This is a genomic window from Mycobacterium sp. NGS66 (genome assembly GCF_059812225.1).
This window is the reverse complement of record NZ_JCALCG010000015.1, coordinates 20,752-37,780: the sequence shown is the minus strand read 5'-3', so window position 1 is coordinate 37,780 and position 17,029 is coordinate 20,752. Positions and strand designations below refer to the sequence as shown.

The following is a 17,029-nucleotide window of genomic DNA, read 5'->3' as shown; positions in this document are numbered from 1 at the left end:
GCTTAAAACGTATCCTCACCCGGAACGTCGTTCGGGGCATTCTCGTCTACATCGCGCTGCTCGGCATCGCATGGTGTGCACTGTTCCCGATCGTTTGGGCGGTGTCAGGCTCGCTGAAGAAGGAAGGCGAGATCAGCGAACCGAAATTGTTGCCCGCTCAACCGCGGTGGTCCAACTACCTAGAAGTTTTTCATCTGATGCCGTTCGGCCGGATGTTCTTCAACACCGTGCTGTATGCCGGATGCGTCACCGCCGGACAGGTGTTCTTCTGCTCGCTGGCCGGATATGCCTTCGCGCGACTGGACTTTCGCGGCCGCGACACATTGTTCGTCTTGTATCTGGGCACGCTGATGGTGCCGCTGACGGTGACGGTCATCCCGCAATTCATCATGATGCGGACCTTCGGGTGGGTCGACACTCCCTGGGCGATGATCGTGCCGGGCTTGTTCGGCAGCGCATTCGGCACCTACCTCATGCGGCAGTTCTTCGCCACCCTCCCCGCCGATCTCGAGGAAGCGGCGATACTCGACGGCTGCTCCCCGTGGCAGATCTACTGGCGCATCCTGCTGCCGCACGCCCGTCCCGCGGTGATGGTGCTGGGCGTGCTCACCTGGGTCAATGTCTGGAACGACTTTTTGTGGCCGCTGCTGATGCTGCAACGCAACAGCCTGGCCACGCTGACTCTGGGCCTGGTCCGGATGCGAGGTGAATACGTGGCGCGCTGGCCGGTGCTGATGGCCACCTCGATGCTGATTCTGCTGCCGCTGGTCATCATCTACGCCATCGCCCAGCGCTCCTTTGTCCGCGGCATCGCCGTCACCGGCTTGGGCGGCTGACGTGGCTTCCGTCGGTTTCGAGCAAGCCACTCGGCGGTTCCCGGGCACGGATCGACCGGCTCTGGATCGCTTGGACTTAGCCGTTGACGACGGCGAATTCGTCGTTCTGGTCGGGCCCTCCGGCTGCGGCAAAACCACCTCGCTGCGAATGGTTGCCGGCCTGGAGACCCTGGATTCCGGCTGCATCCGGATAGGGGGAAGCGACGTCACCAACGCCGACCCCAAGGATCGTGACGTCGCCATGGTCTTCCAGAACTACGCGCTCTACCCGCACATGACGGTCGCGCAGAACATGGGGTTTGCGTTAAAAATCGCCAAGACCCCCAAGGCCGAGATCCGTGACCGGGTACAGGCGGCAGCGAAACTCCTTGACCTGCAACCGTATCTGGATCGCAAGCCCAAAGACCTCTCGGGCGGTCAGCGTCAGCGGGTGGCGATGGGGCGGGCGATCGTACGCCGCCCGCAGGTATTCCTGATGGATGAGCCGCTGTCCAACCTCGACGCCAAGCTGCGGGTGCAAACCCGCAACCAGATCGCGGCATTGCAACGCCGACTCGGCACCACCACGGTGTACGTGACTCACGACCAGGTGGAGGCGATGACCATGGGTGACCGCGTCGCCGTCCTGAACGACGGTGTGCTGCAGCAGTTCGCGACGCCCCGCGAGCTTTACCGCAACCCCGCCAATGTCTTCGTCGCCGGTTTCATCGGGTCTCCGGCAATGAACCTGTTCAGCCTGCCTATCGTCGATTCAGCTGTGGCGCTGGGTGATTGGGTGATCCCGGTGCCACGGGAGATCGCCGGGGCGGCAGCCGAGGTCGTCGTCGGCGTCCGTCCCGAGCATTTCGAGCTGGGCAGCATTGGCGTGGAGATGGAGGTCGACATCGTCGAGGAACTGGGGGCGGACGCCTACCTGTACGGCCGGATCGCCGGTTCCGGCAAGGTGATCGGCCAATCCGTCGTCGCGCGCGCCGATGGGCATAATCCGCCCGAGAAGGGCGCCCGGGTGCGCTTGCATCCCCATCCCGGACAGCTGCACTTCTTCCGCGCGGACGGTCGCCGTTTCTAGCGCGAGCAGACGCAAAATCCCCCTGAAACGTGCCGTTTAGGGGGATTTTGCGTCTGCTCGCTGCCATCGGCGCGCCGCAACGAGGTTTTGCCGCAACGCTTCTAGTATCTGCCGGGTGCTGGATCGCTATGGAACCGACGTCCTGGCTCAGGGTAGGCGCAAGCCGCGTTCGACGGAACACGCCGCCGAGATCGGCCTGGTTGTCGAGGACGCCGAAAGCGGCTACGTCGGCGCGGTGGTCCGCGTGGAATACGGCCGCATCTACCTGGAAGACCGGCGCGGCCACACCCGCGGCTTTGCGCTGGGGCCCGGCTTCCTGCTAGAAGGGCGTCCGGTGATCTTGACGGAACCACGGCGCGCGGGGCCCACCATCCAGACTCGGACGGCGTCGGGATCGGTCGCGGTGAAGGGTGCTCGCGCACGGGTGGCCCGCGCCAGCCGGATTTACGTCGAAGGCCGCCATGACGCAGAACTCGTCGCGCAGGTGTGGGGTGAGGACCTGCGCATCGAGGGTGTGGTCGTGGAGCAACTCGGCGGCGTGGACGACCTCGTGGGGATCGTGGCCGAGTTCGGTCCCGCGCCGGGGCGCCGGCTCGGCGTTCTCGTCGACCACCTCGTCGCGGGGTCGAAGGAGGCGCGAATCGCCGACGCGGTGCGCCGGGGACCCGGCGGCACCGACACCCTGGTCGTCGGCCACCCGTATGTCGACATCTGGCAGGCCGTGAAGCCGCAGCGGCTCGGCCTGAAGGCCTGGCCGAGCGTGCCGCGGCACATGGATTGGAAGCGCGGTGCATGTCAGGCTCTCGGCATGCCGCATGCCAACCAGGCGGACATCGCCAGGGCCTGGCAGCACATTCGGTCGCGCGTTCGCGATTGGAACGATGTGGAGCCGGCACTGATCGGCGGGGTCGAAGAACTCATCGACTTCGTCACGGCAGTATGACTGGCAGCTATCACCTCCGCGCGAGGCCGACATTCGCCGCTGCCGCCGCGCACACGGAAGCGGTGTTGCGGCCGGCGCACATGACCGTCCGGTCGGGCCGGATGAGCGCCGCGGCCGCTCGGCCCCGGCGCAGCCACCTTTCCAGTTCGCTTCCGGGCTGGGCAACCAGCACGCAGACATTGCGACGCGCCAAATTCGCCTGATCGCGCTGGCCGAGCGGGGCGGTGGTGATCAGCGCGAAACCCGTACCGATGACATGGTCGAGTCGTTCGGCTTGGGACAGTATTGGATTCGGACACAGTGTGCCCGCGAGTTGACCGGGACGACGGGACTTGAGCACCAGCGCAGATCGATGCAATGCAGGTGTGCTGGAATCGACGAGCTTGTCGCGCAGCCCGGGGATCAGCCACAGCCGGGGTAGTACCAGTCGCCGCAACAGGTCGCCGGCGCGGCCGCCGCCGGTCATCGAGCGACCGACGGTCAGCGCAAGGCGGATCAATTGACGAGTATGCGGCTTGCGTTCTTGCTCATAGGTGTCCAGAGCGTCTGCCGCGAGGGTGCCATGGTGCACGCCAGCAATTTTCCAGGCCAGGTTCATGGCGTCCCGCATGCCGGCTCCCATGCCCTGACCGATGAACGGGGGAGTCAGGTGTGCAGCATCGCCCAGGATGAACACGTTGCCGCGACGCCAGCGATCGGCAATCTGTGCGCGAAAGGTGTACTCCGCTACGCGCAGCAGCCTCAATTCGCCGTCATCGACGTCACCGATCCAGGGGGCGATCAGCGGCCGCAGATCGGCCAGGGTGGCGAAGTCGTCGGCACCTTCGCCGGGCAGCAGCCGAAACTCCCACCGGTAGCGGGCATCTCCGATCCGCATGTAGGTGCCCGCGCGAACCCGATCGCATACCTGATACACGCCGTCCCATTGACGCAGATCGGCAGCGGTTTCCACGTCGACGACCAGCCAGCGCTGCTCGAATTTCAAGTCCCGCATAATGGCGCCGATCTCGTTGCGCACCATGCTGTTCGCTCCGTCGCAGCCCAACAGGTAGTCGGAGTCCACAAGGTGAACTTGCCCGTCGCTGCGGTCGATGAACGTTACGCGCACGGTCCCGCCCTGATCGTCAATTTCGATTACCTCAGCGTCGCCGCGCAACTCGGCCTGCGGGTAGCGTTTGAGGTTTGCCCGCAGCAGGCCCTCCAATTCGGGTTGATCGAACATGTTGGCCTGCGGAAAGCCGTGGGCGCTGCGGGACGGATCGCGGCGAAATTCGGCGAGGATGTTAAATCGATTGTCCAGCAGCCGTAACCCGAGTGCGGGCCGGGAAATCGCGGCGAATTCGTCGGCCACGCCAAGACGGGCGATGACGCGATAGATCTCGTCGTCCAGGTGGACGGCTCGGGGTTGCGGGTATACGCCCGGCCAGCGGTCGAGCACCAAGCACTCAATGCCGTACTGCGCCAACAACGTGGCCGCGGTGATCCCGGTGGGGCCAGCGCCGACGATGACGACGGGCACACGCCGAATCGCGTCGGGTCTCATGCGAATCGCACTGTGTTGCGCTGGGTTCCGAGGTCAATGCTCCCGTCGTCGGTGGCCACCGACGACTCCACGACGTCTCCGTGCTTTAGATATTTGGTGTTTTTGGCCTGACTCTTGAAAAACGCTTTCCACTTGACGGCCGGTGGCAACAGGTTGCCGATGACCTGGATCGGCTTGGGGGGCGCGCTCAGGGCGGTGCCGACGGGGGTGCCGGTGAGCACGAGATCACCCGGCGCGAGTTCCTGGAATTGACTGAGCGACTGCAGCGCCTGCAGCGGCCGGTACAGCATGTCGCCTTCCACCAACGCGTTTTGTCGCTCCTCGCCGTTGACGCTGAGCCGCAGCCGCAGCTCGCCGAAACGCCTGAGCTCGTCGGCGCTCAACAGCACCAGCTCCGGCCCGACCGGGGTGAAGGACGGATACGACTTCGCCTCGTAGAACTGAGTCTGGGGGAGCTGGACGTCGCGGGCTGACACGTCGTTGGTGACGACCAGCCCGGCGATGTACTCCGCGAGGTTGGCGTCGGAAACCTCAGTGCCAACCGGCATTTGACGTCCGATGACCAACCCGATCTCTACCTCGTAGTCCAGCAGCGTGACGTGGCGAGGCTTGACGATGTCGTCGAACGGGCCGGCGATGGACGCCGACGCCTTGCGGAAGAAGGTCAACGGAATCGCGCTCGGGTCCATGCCGGCGTCCCTGACATGCGATTCGAAGTTGGTCATCTGAGCGACCACCCGGCATGGCCTGGTCACCGGCGACACCAGGCGCAGACTGTCCAGAGCGACAGTGTCGGCGCCGGCGGCCTCCACCGCGGCACGATCGGCCAGCAACTCGCTGGTCGTTTTCGCGGTGGTCTCGATCCGCGCGGCGCCGTCGGGAGTCTTGACAAACCAGGCGTCGGCGGTGCGTAGCACGGAGACGGTCATGATGTGGCCACTTTCATTAGACCGATCAGGCGGTTGACGTCGAACTCGTTGGGTTGGCGAAGCGCGCTGATCATCGAAACCAGTTCGTGGCGAGCCGATCTCGGACTGGTCCCGAGGAAGTCTTTGCTTGCCGGCGGCCCCCATTGGGCGAGGCCGGACGCGGTGAAGGGGGCCCAGCCTGGCTCGAGCGTGTTGTCGAACATGTCGCCGTCGGTGAAGTGTTCGACGAGGAATCCGTCGGGATCGCGCCAGTAGTCGAAGATCTGGCTGCCCTGGATGTGCCTGCCGATTCCCCATGACCGGAAATAGCCACGCTCGCTGAGGTATTCGCCGCCGGCGGCCAGGGCATCGAGGTCGCTGACCTGATACGCCGAATGTATGTAGCGATTAGCCGGGCCCAGCGCTATGGCCAACGTGTGGTGATCGGCCGGGTCCGATCCGCGGTCGCAGCGGATAAAGCTCATCGTCGGGCCTCGCTGACGCTGCCCGGGAAAGAACAGGAAATCGCTGACGATCATCCCCAGGTTGTCCAGGTACCAGTTCAGCGACTGCAGGTACTTCGTCGACTGCAGCACCAAATGGCCGAGGCGCTGCACGCGGGCCGGCGCGCGATGGGGGCGCTGGGTGGCATTGGTGCGCTGGACGTCGCGCCCGAAGTTGAATACGTGAGGCTGCTGAGCCGGGAGCTCCGGCAGCTGGTGCATGCCGGCGACCACGCGCACCGCAATTCCGCTGGGGTCGGTCAGGTTGACCGACAGCCCGCCGATGCTTTCCGGGAGCGGTCGGGCGGTGGCGCCGAATCTATCGGCCAGCCGCAGTACGTCGACTTCGTCGCACGCCCGAAACGCCACGCCGGTGAACCGGGTCAGTTGGCCGTGGCGCACGATCATGCACGGTGCGCCCGCGTCCGTGCCGCGGAACTGAACACCGGCCGGGTCACGCCGTGCGGTCTGGAAGCCGAAAGCCCGGGCGAATGCCTCGGCGCGCATCAGATCCGGTTTCTCGAACTCGAGCCAGGCGATGTCGGCGACTTTGATCACCGGATTTCGCGACCGGCCGGGGTGTTCGCCGGGCAGGGCGCCCTGCTCGCTATGCAGGTCTCGATGCGGGGCTCCAGGGGTGTTGACCGTCGGTCGCATTGCCGCTCCCATCAAATAAACTGACGAAATCGTCACATACGAGGCTATGCTCAGTCAAGTGTTCCTGACGAATTCCTCAGCAGTGATGCATACTACTAGCGGCTGGACAGGAGGGAGGCCACGATTGAGCGGTATTCCGGAGGGGTCGCAGCGCCCCAACCGCCTACAGCGCCGAAAACAGCGCACCAGGTCGGCGCTGATCAGGGCGGCCCAGCGGCTGATCGCCGAAGGCAAGACAAATGTCCCGGTCCTGGAGATCACCCAGGCCGCCGATGTCGGAATGGGCTCCTTCTACAACCACTTCGACAGCAAGGAGCAGTTGTTCGAGGCGGCGGTGGAAGACGTCTTGGACACCCACGGTGCGCTGCTCGACGCGCTGACCGCCGCGATCGAAGACCCGGCGGAAACGTTTGCCGCCAGTTTTCGGTTGACGGGCCGGCTTTTGCGTGAGCGCCCGCGGGAGAGCGACATCCTGTTGGCCAATGCAGCGGCGATGCTTTCGTCCGACCGAGGCCTGGCGCCCCGGGCGTTACGGGACATCAAGGCCGCCGCTGCCGCCGGGCGATTCCAGGTCGCTGACCCGGACCTGGCGCTGGCCACCGCCGGTGGGGCGTTGTTAGGGCTCGGTGTCCTGCTGCGGGCAGAGCCGGATCGTGATAGCGCATCGGCTGCTGACGCGATGACCGAAAACGTATTGCGCTTGTTTGGGCTCAGCGCCGACGAGGCGCATGCGGTCTGCCAACGGCCACTGCCCGAACTTGGCGCCTGGGGTCAGCCCGATTCTGCCGCTTGAATAGCCGCAGGCAAGCCCTGCACAGCCAAAGCCCAGGATTCACAAACAATTCCGAGCCGACGCATCAATGCCGACCCGCTGAAGACGCCGCCACCTTCGGGCGAAACGCCGCCAGCACCACACCGACGGCAAAGATCAGCGCCGTCACCCGCGACAAGTGGCCATCGGGTGCAAAACCCTTGGCGGCGAAGAAGGCCAGACCATACGCTGCGGCCGCGGCACCGGCCAGGGTGATCGGTTCGAGCCAGCGCTCGCTGATCGGGGTACCCAGCATCGGCAGGGGAGCCGCGAAAATGCGCCGCGCCCACCACAACAGCACCAGTTCGACCGCCGTCACGAAACTGAGAATCGTCACCCATTCCAGCCGCGCCAGCCACCACTGCGCGGTACCCTCGACCGGCTGCGGCAACAGTCCGGTCGGGTAGCCGACAACCGCAACAATGACAACGGGAATCATGTGCCACAGATACAGCGCCATGATGTTGTTGTTGGCAACCGAAAGTACCCGTCGCACAGGAGCGGGACGAAGCACGCGGCTGATCGCCGGCGCACAGCTTATCGCTATTCCAGCTTGTGCGCCCGCGAACGCCAGCATTGCCACCGAGGGCGGCTCGGTGTTTTGCACGGGTTGACCGGGAACGCCGATCATGCTGACCGGGAACGGGCCCAGCCCGATGAGCAGCGCCAAAGCGATCGCCGACCCGACAGCGAGCAACACCGCTCTACGGCCCGCCAAAGATCCTTCGTGCCAAGCGATTCCGAGCTGGTAGAGCGCCCCCCAGCACAGCAGGTAGTTCAGCCAGCCGAGGTACGGTACGTGGGCGCCGACCGAGGCGGCATCGACCGCCGCGACTCCCAGCGCCGGCACCGCCGGCAGCAGCAATCCCCAACGACGATGCGCTGCAACAGCAATCGGTGTCAGCGACACCACAATCAGATAGACCGCAAGGAACCATAGGTGCATCGCGACGGCCCATCCGGCATACGCCAGCGTGGAACCGGCCACGCCGAGCATGTCGGCCGCTTCCGCGATCAGCGACACCACCGCGACGTACACCGTGGTCGGCCCCAGGACCCGGGCCAGCCGATGCCGAAGCCAGACCGGGCGCGTCATGTCCTCGCCGCTGCGATGCGTCCACGACACCGCGCCGGCGTAACCGGCAACCAAGAAAAACACCGGGACCGCCTGGAAGGGCCACGTAAGCCATTGCGTCCACGGCTGGTCCACCAGGGGGTTCTGCCGCCCGAATCGTCCCTCCTGATACGTGACCGAGCCGGCCAGCCAGTGCCCCAGCACGATCAGGACCACGCCTGATACGCGGTAATAGTCGACAGCCAGGTTGCGGACCGGCCGAGCAGTGTCTACCCGATCCATCAGATTCTCGGGACGTCAACGCGGTGCACGAGCGCCACGGTACGCGTCTGGGCGTCCCCCGGGCAGACGCAAAGCAGCGTCGTGCCCAAAGACGCCTATCCCTGAATCTTGCGCACCAGCGCTGCGGCGCGCACCTCGTCGCCGACGGTGAACTGCATGCGGACGGTGTCGTGGTGCCGCTGCGAATGGATGGTCACCCGCTCGCCGTACTTGATCGGACTGCGGTATTCGAGCACGGCGCGATACGGTGCGCTCTCCAGTTCGGGTACCTGACCGAGGATCTCGTGCACACCATGCCAGTAAATGGTGTTGTTGACGTGTTCGAAATGATCAATGTCGGTGCGGCGCAGCGGAAACGGCGTTACTGCGCCATCGACCGGCTCGGTGAGCCACGCGCGCCACCTGAGCCGATGGTTGTCGGTGGTACTGCCGAAACGTGCGACGCATTCGTCGGATAGGCGCGAGGGGGTGAGGGTGTCCTTGTTCATGCAGATCCAGAAACCCTCGGTCTCTATGAGGCCGCCGTCGGAACCCTGCAGCTGAACCCGCATGTTGCACCAGCGCGTGGAAAGCGCTGCGCACCAACGGCGGAAGGTGATGTCGCTGGGAATCTCGATCGGTTGTAGGACGTCGATCACCGTGCGCAGGACGATCCAATGGGGATGGACGTCGGCCAGTTTGGCATCGGCGAGATGTTCGGCACCGACCTCTTGGATGTAGCGCGCCACGCCGTCGAGGCGCAATCGCTTGTGTTCGTCGATATCCGTTGTCGCCAGCCGCCATCCGGTTTCATAGACGTACCCCGAGTCGGGTAGGTCGACAAGGGGCATGTCTACCTCGCGGCGTTCGGACACGCCCCCTCCTCGTCTGCGATTTCCAGATTGTGCTCGCTGAGCAGCTTCTCCAATTGCTCCGCGGCGGCGTCGAGCTTCGCCTGAAACATCGACACCACCCGCGCGCGGACCCGCGGCTTGTCCGACAGCGGTGGAAGCAGTTCGGCGAGCAGGTTCAGCCGTGCGGTGCTGAGCCAATCGATCAGCTCATCATCGTCCAGCCAGCGACGCTGGTTGCGCAGATCGGAGTGCGTCAGTCGCATCCAGTCCAGGTCGCGGTCCGGATGCGGAATCGGCGCGCACAGTTCGTTTTTCAGCTCATCGCTGCTGTAGGCCAACTCGACGTGTGCGATGAATGCGGCGCTGAACACCTGCTGGCATCCACGTACCGCCTGCAGGGTCAGGCGGTCGCCGTCGAAAACCGGCCGGGCCGGACGCTGCGGCGCTCCGTCGGCTGTGCAGTCGATGTACAGGGCCGACGGTGACGACGTGACGGAGCCATCATCCAGGACGATGGCTGTGGGCTCGATGCTGTGGACGTGGCCCATCCTGACGATGTCTTTGATGCGGCGTAATTGTTCGAACTCCAGCTGCGACACGATCGCACACCGATACATGGTGGGCCGTATCGCGGGATCGAGCCGCAGCAACGTGCCGGCGCTTTCCAGTCGATCGAACAAGTCATCGGTCGAGGTCGCTGCCGCGATTGCGTCGAGGGTCGCGCCGTAGCTGTCCCGGAACTGCTTGATGAACGTCGGCCCGGGCTGCAGCGTTGCTCGGTCCATCATCCAGGAGTCGCGGGGCATGATCCAGGTCAGCTTGTCCGGGTTGACGCCGTTGCGCAGTAGCCACAGGCAGATGTCCATGCCGGTTTTGCCCGCACCGACGATCACGTACCGGTCGCGGGGAGCGTATTTCGGCAGCTCGCTCGGGGGGATGCAGTCGATGCCGGGTGCGACCGAATACGGCGCGGGCCGCATCGACGGGACGATCGCCTGCAAGTAGGTGGCGTCGACGGTTCGCTGGTTGACTGTGACGACGTATTCGGCCCCAGCCATCGTCCGGAGCCGCCCGTCGCCCAGGTACTCGCTCATCGGGAAGTATTCGACCCGGCCGGTGGGAAGAAATTGCTGTTGCATGACCGCATCGAAGTAGGCGCATATCTCGCCAACAGGCGCGAGTTCGCCCAATCCCTTGTTCCAGCCAACGGCGTCAATCCTGTTGTCGCCCAACGCCCTTGAGTTGACGCCGTAGTAAGCCGACGGTTGGTGCAACCGCACGAACGGATAGGCGGCGTTCCAGTGTCCGCCCGGCTGGTGGGCACGGTCGACAATGACCACCCGCGCCTCGGACTCGGTGACCAGGGTGTCGGTGAACGCCATACCCATGGCTCCGGCACCGATCACCAGGTAGTCGGCCTCGATGCTTTTCGCCGACACCGTCATCGGCACCCCCTTCGCGCGGCCGCATCTGCGGATAAAGGTCACAGGGTAGCCCGTGGCCACGGCAGATCACGAATAGGTGGTTTCGTCCGCCGCTGATTTGTACACAGGGTTTACGCGGCGCGGCGCGCCTCAGTCCGAACCGGCCAGCGCCGCCGTCCCATATTTCTTCGCGATCAGCGCCCAGGGGTCGGCATAGGGACCGCGTCGCTCGGCGTAGCGCTGCATTCTCAGGGCCGTACGGATCGTGGGGCGCAAGACCGGCCCGAGTATGCGCAACACCAAACGCACGCGGCCTTGCGATTCGGCCAACCAGGACACCGACTGATCCCAGTCGTGCTGTTGGAAGTCAAGCAGTGCCTGCGACTCGGTGGTGTCGAACCAGCCGGTGAAAGTCCAGCCGCCATCGTCCGTCGGGTCGCCGGGAAGGCTGGCCGACGGGCCGAGGCGGCCCACGCCGACGGCGGCCATGATGTCGTCCTCGATGTCGCGGTACACCTTCACGTACGACTCGTTGCCGCCGATGAGCAGCACCTTGCCCGCGACGCTGGCGGCACGGTCGACGGCATTGGCAAATGCCAGCGCGGCGTCGCGGGAATCCACCATGTGCAGGCGGTTATCGCCGGGCGTCGCGCGGACCAGCAGCAGATAGTCACCGTCGAAGTGGGCGTCGGGCGACATCACCCCGCCCAGTCGGAGCAGCGCGTACGGCAGGCCGCCGCCGCGGACGGCGGCCTCCGCCAACACTTTGTCCTCGCCATATTGATCGATGGGGTTCACGGGAGTATCGGGGGTGATCCGCTCGGGATAGCGGTAGGGATTGCGCGACCCGTACACCGCGGCACTGGATGCCATGAGGAATAGCGGCGCATCACGCAGCGCCGCGGCGGCTGCCAGCAGGTTCTCGGTACCACCTACGTTGACGCTGCGGGCCAGTCCGGGATTGCGGTATGACGGCGGAGAGACGATGGCGGCCAGATGGACGATGGCTGCGGGCTGATGGATCAAAATCAGCTCGCGCACTGCTCGCCGGTCCCGCAGGTCGATGTAAGCCGGAATCAGCCGCCCGGGTGGGGCCCCGAGGGCCAGCTTCTTCTCGACCGCGGCGGTGCCATCGGTGCGGAGGTCCGTGGCGACGACGGTATGCCCTCTGTCGAGCAATATCTCGGTGCAGCGCCTGCCGATCTGTCCGAACGCCCCGGTGACCAGGACGGTGCTAGCAGTCATGAGGCCACCGCAGCGGCGTGACATTTCACGCAAAAACTGTAAACCATCCATGCGCGCCCTGACAGCACGATCGGGTACAGTTTCAGACCATTGCTGGGCGATCGCCCAGCAACGTATGAGGGAGGCCACGGCGATGACGTCCACGGGAATGCGACGACGCGGTGGTTGAGTCCGTCGGGGAATTCCGGAGCCGGGCGCGGTCCTGGTTGGCGGCAAACCTACCGCGGCTGGATCCCGACAACCCTGCGATTCGCGCGCGGGACGGCGACGACACCTGGGCGCGAGCCAGGGAGCTGCAGAAAATCTTGTGGGACGGCGGATTCGCCGGGATCTGCTTTCCCCGCGAATACGGCGGTCTTGGGCTGGGTTACGAGTACAAGAAAGCGTTCGACGCCGAGTCGCTGGGCTACGAGACACCGCTGATTCTCAACGTCCCGTCGTTCGCCATCTGCTGCGCAACGATCCTCGACATGGGCAGCGAACAGCAGAAGCGCAGCCACATCAGGGCCGCGCTGCGCGGCGACGAAGTGCTGGTACAGCTGTTGTCGGAACCCAGCGGGGGCTCAGACCTTGCCGGTGTCATCACCCGCGCCGACCGCCGAGGCGGGCGCTGGGTCATCAACGGCGCCAAGACCTGGACCACCTGGGCCTTCGCCGCCGACTACGGTCTGTGCCTGGCCCGCACTGACTGGGCCGTCCCCAAACACGACGGGCTGACGATGTTCCTTGTGCCGCTTCGGCATCCCGGAATAACGATCAACCGCATCCGGCAAGTCAACGGCTCGACCGAGTTCTGCGAAGAGTTCTTCGACGACGTCGACGTTGGCGACGACGCGGTGGTCGGCGAACCGGGCAATGGCTGGGCGGTCGCGTCGCGGCAGCTATACCACGAGCGCCGCACCATGGGTGATGGCTCGGAGTACACCAGTGGGCCCGGAATTGCTGAGGCGCAAGATGTTTCGATCGACCTGATGTCGGTGGCCCAGAGTGCGAAGCAAGGCGCCAGTGCATGCGCCCAAGAGCTGGTCGGTCGGGCCCTGGTGCACCGGGCGGTCCACGGGCAGCTCAGCGAGCATGTTTTCCACGCCGTGGCGAATGGGGCACTGCCACCCGCCGCGGGTTCAGTGATCCGGTTGTCTATGGCTGCGGTCCACGACGTCGAAACCGATGCGGCGCTACAGGTTGCGGGTGCGTCGGCAGTTGTCGAGGACGAGTCCGGGCTGCTCGATGTCGGCACTCGCTTTCTGGGACGCCAGATCGCCAGCATCGGCGGCGGTACCACCGAGATGGCACGCAACGTGATCGCTGAGCGAGTGTTGAGCCTTCCGCGCGAGTACGCCGCAGACCGGGGTGTGCCGTTCAACCAGGTGCGGCGAAACAGGCTCGGTTGAGACTGCGTCCTGAGTAGTGTGCAGCCATGACTGCCGACGAGCAGTACTTCGACCTCGGTTCATACCGCCGGCCGGTCGACACCTCTTCGGTGCAAGCGCAAATCTGGTTCGACCGCGCGATGGTGTGGGCCTACGCGTTCAACCACGAAGAGGCGGTCCGCTGTTTCGAGCGGGCTTTGGAACTCGACCAGGATCTGGCCATTGCGCACTGGGGAATCGCCTATTCGGTAGGCCCCAACTACAACAAGGCGTGGGAGGCGTTCGACCCGATTGACCTGAGCTCGTCACTGGCTCGCGCACGCAGAGAACTGCGTCTCGCCGCGCAAGGCCGGGCCAGTCCCGTCGAACAAGGTCTGATAACCGCGCTTGATGCCCGCTTTCCCACCGATGACCCGAACGACACGCACGCCCTGCAGGCAGGTCTTGGGGCCTACGCCGACGCGATGACGGCGCTTGCCGCGACCTATCCGCAGGACATTGACGTCCAGGCGCTGGCCGCCGACGCGCTGGTCAATCTGACCGCTTGGGCCTTGTGGGACACCAGCACCGGTGAACCTGCGGCCGGCTCACGGGTGATCGAGGCCAAGCAGATCCTTGAGGATGCGCTGCAACGGGCCGAGGGTCGTGAACACCCGGGGATCTTGCACTTGTATTTGCACACCATGGAGATGTCGTCGACCCCCGAGATCGCGAAACCGGCCGCAGACTTGTTGCGCGGCCTGGTTCCCGACGCCGGGCATCTAGAGCACATGCCGAGCCATATCGACGTCCTGTGCGGCGACTACCACCGGTCGGTGGAGGCGAATCTTGCTGCAGTGCAGGCAGATCGGCGCTTTGTCAGCCGCGAGGGCCCGTTGAACTTCTACTCCCTGTACCGCGCGCACGATCTGCATTTCGTGGTGTATTCTGCGATGTTCCAAGGAAATTCGCGAATCGCGTTGCAGGCCGCTGATGAGCTTGCCGGCCAGCTGACACCCGAGCTGCTGTCGATCGCGTCGCCGCCGATGGCCGATTGGCTTGAGGCGTTCGTACCGCTGCGGACCCATGTGCTGGTGCGATTCGGGCGCTGGGAGGAGCTGATCGCGCAGCCATTGCCGGAGGATCCTGACCTGTATTGCACCACCGCAGCAACGATGCACTACGGCCGCGGGATCGCGCTGGCGGCCACCGGTCAACAGGCGCGCGCGCACGCCGAGCGCGCGGCGTTCATCCAGGCATACGACCGGATTCCGAACACCCGATACCTGTTCAACAACACCAGCCGAGACATCCTGGCCGTGGCCGCCGCCATGTTGGACGGTGAGATTGCCTACCGTGAACGGCATTTCGACGAGGCGTTCGAACATTTGAGGCGCGCGGTCGACCTCGACGACGCGCTGCCCTACGACGAGCCGTGGGGCTGGATGCAGCCCACCCGACACGCGTATGGCGCATTGCTGCTCGAGCAGGGCCACGTCGAGGAGGCGGCTGCCGTGTATGCGGCCGACCTGGGTTTGGACCCGGTATTGCCCAGGCCGTGTCAGCACCCCGGGAACGTGTGGAGCCTGCACGGGTACCACGAATGCTTGCAGCGGCTGGGCCGTACCGACGAAGCCGCCGTCGTCGGTGAAGAGCTCAGACTCGCCGCCGCACGCGCCGACGTGCCTATTCGTGCGTCGTGCGCGTGCCGGCTCGAGGCCATGCGATGCTGCGAGGAATGACATGGTCAGTGGCTTCGACGTGACACCGCTCGCAGGCTGCGCATCTGATTTACCACCGGCGCCTTGCGGGCAGACGCCCGGATCAAGGCGTTGGGCGACTGGCGCGGTGAAATGCTCTCTCGTATCAGGAAACTGATCAAACAGGCTGACCCGATGTGGTGGAGGCGTGGAGGTGCCGAGGAGTTCCGGTGTGGTATCACGACGGGATGATCTGCACCGGTGAGACATACCAGAAGGTCGTGAAAGTCACCTTCGCGAAGGGCGCCTCGTTGGCGGATCCTGCAGGTCTCTTCAATGCCAGCCTCGGCGGCAACACCAGGCGCGCCATTGATTTTCACGAGGGCGACCAAATCAATGAAAAGGCGTTGACGCAACTCATCCGCGCCGCAGTGGCGCTGAACACCCCCAAAATCGTGAGACCTAACAGGGTCGTCGCTGCCGAGTGCTGACCAACGTCGCCGACGGTATGTATGGCATCGTGGCTGGCAAGGCTAGCCAGGCAAGTCGGCCGATGCGCCAGGACGAAAAGGATTAGGCGGGGAAGCACATGGATGTCCCAGCTTGGGTATGGGGCGTGACAATTTTAGGTATTGCCGGACTTTTGGCCTTTGACTTCGTGTTTCACGTCCGCAAGGCGCACGTCCCGACGCTTAAGGAGGCCGCAGTCTGGTCGAGCGCCTACGTCGGCGTCGCCATGATGTTCGGCGCCGGCTTGTTTTTGCGCAGCGGGTACGACGCCGGCTCGCAATACTTTGCCGGCTACCTCACCGAAAAAGCTCTGTCCGTCGACAATCTATTTGTCTTTTTGGTGGTGATGGCAAGCTTTCGGGTCCCTCGCGAGGATCAGCAAAAGGTACTGCTGTTCGGCATCGTCTTCGCCCTCGTCGCCCGCACCGGTTTCATCTTTCTCGGCGCCGCGTTGATAAACACGTTCGCCTGGGTCTTCTATTTCTTCGGTTTGATCCTGTTGTTCACCGGCGGACACATGCTCAAGACGTGGGACAGCGAGGATGCCGAGCGAGCCGACAACTTCGTCATCCGCATAGCGAAGAAGGTCATTCCCGCCACCGAGCACTACGACGGCGACAAGTTGTTCACCACGATCGATGGCAGACGGGCGATGACGCCAATGTTGTTGGTGATGGTCGCTATCGGCGGCACTGACATCCTGTTCGCGCTCGACTCGGTCCCGGCGATTTTCGGCCTCACCGAAGAGGTTTACATCGTCTTCACCGCGACCGCGTTCTCGCTGTTGGGCCTGAGGCAGCTTTACTTTCTCCTCGACGGCCTGCTGGACCGGCTCATCTACCTCTCCTATGGGTTGGCGGCGATCCTCGGTTTCATCGGAGTGAAGCTGTTCCTCCATGCGCTGCACAAGAACAACGTCCCATTTGTCAACAGCGGCAAACCGATTGACGTTGCCGAGATCAGCACCAGCCTGTCGCTGCTGGTGATCGTCGCCGTGCTCGCAATCACGGTGGCCGCGTCGTTGCTCAGCCGCAAGGGCAAGGCTCGGACGGCGATTGCCAACGCTCGACGGCACGCCACGGCCTACCTCGACTCGGAATACACCCACGATGCGGCGGAACGCGAACGCATCTTCGGGCTGCTGCTCAACGAGCGGGATCAAATACTTGCGCTAGGCCCGAAGTATCGTCAGATGGTCCGTGACGAGCCTGCCCTGATGACGCTGCTCGACCGTGCCGCCGCCAAACACGATGAAGCCGTCGACCGTGGTCAGGCCAAACCCTTCATCCGAAGGGGGCTGACCGCCTGAACACGAATATTTCTTGCGGCGCGGCTCGGAGC

General features: G+C 64.5%; 14 protein-coding genes and 1 pseudogene. 8 read left to right on the top strand and 7 right to left on the bottom strand.

The window, feature by feature from the left end:
- Positions 1-11 precede the first annotated feature (11 nt).
- The 3 genes from AC5Y2L_RS23175 to AC5Y2L_RS23165 all read left to right on the top strand — a co-directional run bounded on the left by AC5Y2L_RS23175 (position 12) and on the right by AC5Y2L_RS23165 (position 2,848).
- Positions 12-836, top strand: a complete 825-nt coding sequence (locus AC5Y2L_RS23175) for a carbohydrate ABC transporter permease (RefSeq protein WP_499932338.1) — start codon at positions 12-14, stop codon at positions 834-836.
- 1 nt (position 837) lies between these two features.
- Entirely contained in the window at positions 838-1,905 is a 1,068-nt protein-coding gene (locus tag AC5Y2L_RS23170) for an ABC transporter ATP-binding protein (protein ID WP_499931432.1), read from the top strand.
- A 115-nt stretch (positions 1,906-2,020) separates the two neighbouring features.
- Complete coding sequence (locus tag AC5Y2L_RS23165; RefSeq protein WP_499931429.1) at positions 2,021-2,848, top strand: DUF3097 domain-containing protein; 828 nt, start codon at positions 2,021-2,023, stop codon at positions 2,846-2,848.
- A 10-nt stretch (positions 2,849-2,858) separates the two neighbouring features.
- On the opposite strand, the gene mhpA is transcribed toward AC5Y2L_RS23165, so the two are convergent.
- Genes mhpA through AC5Y2L_RS23150 form a run of 3 tightly spaced genes read right to left on the bottom strand, consistent with a single transcriptional unit; the run spans position 2,859 to position 6,459 of the window.
- Entirely contained in the window at positions 2,859-4,391 is a 1,533-nt protein-coding gene (gene mhpA, locus AC5Y2L_RS23160) for a bifunctional 3-(3-hydroxy-phenyl)propionate/3-hydroxycinnamic acid hydroxylase MhpA (protein ID WP_499931427.1), read from the bottom strand.
- The gene (locus AC5Y2L_RS23155) at positions 4,388-5,320 is read right to left on the bottom strand and encodes a fumarylacetoacetate hydrolase family protein (protein WP_499931425.1); all 933 of its coding nucleotides are present in this window, start codon (positions 5,318-5,320) and stop codon (positions 4,388-4,390) included. Before AC5Y2L_RS23155 ends, mhpA begins: the two co-directional genes overlap by 4 nt.
- Positions 5,317-6,459: a VOC family protein gene (locus AC5Y2L_RS23150; RefSeq protein WP_499931423.1), complete on the bottom strand. Its 1,143-nt coding sequence runs from the start codon at positions 6,457-6,459 to the stop codon at positions 5,317-5,319. The genes AC5Y2L_RS23155 and AC5Y2L_RS23150 overlap by 4 nt, the downstream gene beginning before the upstream one ends.
- A 133-nt stretch (positions 6,460-6,592) precedes the next feature.
- Here AC5Y2L_RS23150 and AC5Y2L_RS23145 point away from each other — a divergent pair, with 133 nt between their 5' ends.
- A complete protein-coding gene (locus AC5Y2L_RS23145) occupies positions 6,593-7,252 on the top strand; it encodes a TetR/AcrR family transcriptional regulator (protein WP_499932336.1) in 660 nt (219 codons plus the stop codon).
- Positions 7,253-7,316: 64 nt separating this feature from the next.
- On the opposite strand, the gene AC5Y2L_RS23140 is transcribed toward AC5Y2L_RS23145, so the two are convergent.
- From AC5Y2L_RS23140 to AC5Y2L_RS23125, 4 genes are all read right to left on the bottom strand, one after another.
- Positions 7,317-8,627 carry an acyltransferase family protein gene (locus AC5Y2L_RS23140; RefSeq protein WP_499931421.1) on the bottom strand — a complete coding sequence of 437 codons (1,311 nt, stop codon included), beginning with the start codon at positions 8,625-8,627 and terminating at the stop codon, positions 7,317-7,319.
- Between the two features lie 95 nt (positions 8,628-8,722).
- Positions 8,723-9,457: an acyl-[acyl-carrier-protein] thioesterase gene (locus tag AC5Y2L_RS23135; protein ID WP_499932334.1), complete on the bottom strand. Its 735-nt coding sequence runs from the start codon at positions 9,455-9,457 to the stop codon at positions 8,723-8,725.
- A 2-nt stretch (positions 9,458-9,459) separates the two neighbouring features.
- Entirely contained in the window at positions 9,460-10,905 is a 1,446-nt protein-coding gene (locus tag AC5Y2L_RS23130) for an NAD(P)-binding protein (protein ID WP_499931419.1), read from the bottom strand.
- A gap of 129 nt (positions 10,906-11,034) precedes the next feature.
- Positions 11,035-12,129 carry an NAD-dependent epimerase/dehydratase family protein gene (locus tag AC5Y2L_RS23125; protein ID WP_499931417.1) on the bottom strand — a complete coding sequence of 365 codons (1,095 nt, stop codon included), beginning with the start codon at positions 12,127-12,129 and terminating at the stop codon, positions 11,035-11,037.
- Between the two features lie 161 nt (positions 12,130-12,290).
- Between AC5Y2L_RS23125 and AC5Y2L_RS23120 the strand changes: the two genes are divergently transcribed.
- From AC5Y2L_RS23120 to AC5Y2L_RS23105, 4 genes and pseudogenes are all read left to right on the top strand, one after another.
- A complete protein-coding gene (locus tag AC5Y2L_RS23120) occupies positions 12,291-13,520 on the top strand; it encodes an acyl-CoA dehydrogenase family protein (protein WP_499931415.1) in 1,230 nt (409 codons plus the stop codon).
- A gap of 26 nt (positions 13,521-13,546) precedes the next feature.
- Positions 13,547-15,220 (top strand): tetratricopeptide repeat protein, encoded by a 1,674-nt coding sequence (locus AC5Y2L_RS23115; RefSeq protein WP_499931413.1) that lies wholly within the window; start codon positions 13,547-13,549, stop codon positions 15,218-15,220.
- A 63-nt stretch (positions 15,221-15,283) separates the two neighbouring features.
- Positions 15,284-15,669, top strand: a pseudogene (locus AC5Y2L_RS23110) (DUF1801 domain-containing protein).
- Positions 15,670-15,767: 98 nt separating this feature from the next.
- Complete coding sequence (locus AC5Y2L_RS23105; RefSeq protein ID WP_499931410.1) at positions 15,768-16,997, top strand: TerC family protein; 1,230 nt, start codon at positions 15,768-15,770, stop codon at positions 16,995-16,997.
- Positions 16,998-17,029: the final 32 nt, after the last annotated feature.

Coding starts and splice junctions, on each gene's coding strand:
- AC5Y2L_RS23150 (WP_499931423.1), bottom strand. CDS start 6,459: ATGCGACCGACGGTCAACACCCCTGGAGCCCCGCATCGAGACCTGCAT.
- AC5Y2L_RS23115 (WP_499931413.1), top strand. CDS start 13,547: ATGACTGCCGACGAGCAGTACTTCGACCTCGGTTCATACCGCCGGCCG.
- AC5Y2L_RS23155 (WP_499931425.1), bottom strand. CDS start 5,320: ATGACCGTCTCCGTGCTACGCACCGCCGACGCCTGGTTTGTCAAGACT.
- AC5Y2L_RS23105 (WP_499931410.1), top strand. CDS start 15,768: ATGGATGTCCCAGCTTGGGTATGGGGCGTGACAATTTTAGGTATTGCC.
- AC5Y2L_RS23140 (WP_499931421.1), bottom strand. CDS start 8,627: ATGGATCGGGTAGACACTGCTCGGCCGGTCCGCAACCTGGCTGTCGAC.
- mhpA (WP_499931427.1), bottom strand. CDS start 4,391: ATGAGACCCGACGCGATTCGGCGTGTGCCCGTCGTCATCGTCGGCGCT.
- AC5Y2L_RS23130 (WP_499931419.1), bottom strand. CDS start 10,905: ATGACGGTGTCGGCGAAAAGCATCGAGGCCGACTACCTGGTGATCGGT.
- AC5Y2L_RS23125 (WP_499931417.1), bottom strand. CDS start 12,129: ATGACTGCTAGCACCGTCCTGGTCACCGGGGCGTTCGGACAGATCGGC.
- AC5Y2L_RS23135 (WP_499932334.1), bottom strand. CDS start 9,457: ATGCCCCTTGTCGACCTACCCGACTCGGGGTACGTCTATGAAACCGGA.